The sequence below is a fragment of the Kitasatospora sp. NPDC093558 genome (genome assembly GCF_040683475.1).
Classification (GTDB): domain Bacteria; phylum Actinomycetota; class Actinomycetes; order Streptomycetales; family Streptomycetaceae; genus Kitasatospora.
On record NZ_JBFBDY010001315.1, the window covers coordinates 1 to 1,152 of the forward strand.

The 1,152-nt window shown below is 73.6% G+C and carries 3 protein-coding genes; 2 read left to right on the forward strand and 1 reads right to left on the reverse strand.

Features of this window, described 5'->3' with window-relative positions; genetic code table 11:
• The coding region (locus tag AB0O00_RS40625; protein WP_363659684.1) for a TetR-like C-terminal domain-containing protein at positions 1-346 on the forward strand (346 nt) is incomplete at its 5' end.
• A gap of 1 nt (position 347) precedes the next feature.
• Here AB0O00_RS40625 and AB0O00_RS40630 read toward each other — a convergent pair.
• Complete coding sequence (locus AB0O00_RS40630) at positions 348-707, reverse strand: hypothetical protein (RefSeq protein WP_363659685.1); 360 nt, start codon at positions 705-707, stop codon at positions 348-350.
• A 158-nt stretch (positions 708-865) separates the two neighbouring features.
• On the opposite strand from AB0O00_RS40630, the gene AB0O00_RS40635 reads away from it, so the two are divergent.
• Positions 866-1,152: MerR family transcriptional regulator (locus AB0O00_RS40635; protein WP_363659686.1), on the forward strand; the 287-nt coding region annotated here is incomplete at its 3' end.

A 1,152-nucleotide genomic window follows, 5' to 3' on the forward strand; every position in this document is an offset into this window, starting at 1 on the left:
CGCCTACGTCGACTTCGCCCTGACCGAGCCCGGCTGGTTCCGCACCGCCTTCTCCGGCGCCTCGCCGGGCGGCAAACACCCCTGCGCCGCCGACCCCACCGACCCCGGGACGGATCCGTACCTGATCCTGGGCGCCGCGCTCGACGACCTGGTCGACACCGGAGCACTGCCCGCCGAACACCGGCCCGGCGCCGAGTACGCCGCCTGGTCGGCGGTCCACGGGCTCAGCGGACTGCTCGTCGACGGGCCGCTGCGCACACTGCCGCCCGCGGAGGTCGAGGCAGCCACGAACGCCGTCCTGGCGGTCGTCGGCCGCGGCCTGGTGACGCCGCAGTCCCCGGACTGAGTCAGATACGGCTCAACAACCGCCGCCAGCGCGGAAGTTCGGTGCCGCAGCAGGCGAGCGCGAGGACGGAGACGAGCACCGCCGCCCACCGCGGGAACAGCAGCCAGGCGGCAGTGACGGCCCCCGCGAGCTCCGCCAGCACCATCAGAACGGTGACCCACCCGGGCACCGCGACGATCGTCCCCGGCTTGTCGCCAGGCGTCTGCAGCACAGCGGGCACGCCGATCAGTACGACGTCCACACCGATCGCGAGCAGAACCGAGTGCGGCCACAGCGCGATCGGCAGCCCGACCCACCCGACCAGCTCCAGCCCGGCCCTCAACCCGGTGGCGTACCACGGCTCTTTGTCCGTCTGCCCCATCGCCACCCCTCCCCCGTCCACGAGTGCCGGGGCAGCGTAGCGCGCGACGAGCATCACGCCCACCGCCCGGGGACGCATCGCCTGCGGGTTCCCCGCGCCCCGGGGCCCGAGGGGCAGCGCTGGCGTTGACGTCAGGGGCAAGGTCTAGCGTTCTGCCCATGCGGATCGGCGAACTGGCGGCACAGGCGGGGACGACCACCCGTACCCTTCGGTACTACGAGTCGCGCGGGCTGCTGCCCGCCCGGCGGAACGGCAACGGGTACCGGGCGTACGACGAGGCGGATCTGCGGCTGCTGCACCAGATCCGGACGCTGCAGGAGTTCGGCTTCGACCTGGAGCAGACCCGCCCGTTCGTCGAGTGCCTGCGGGCCGGGCACCCCCACCGACTACGCCGAGACCGGCCGGGGCCTCCAGCTCGTGGAGGGCCTCACCGACCGCTGGGGCG

Excerpts from the sequence above, each read along its gene's own strand:
- AB0O00_RS40630 (WP_363659685.1), bottom strand. The coding sequence starts at position 707 with ATGGGGCAGACGGACAAAGAGCCGTGGTACGCCACCGGGTTGAGGGCC.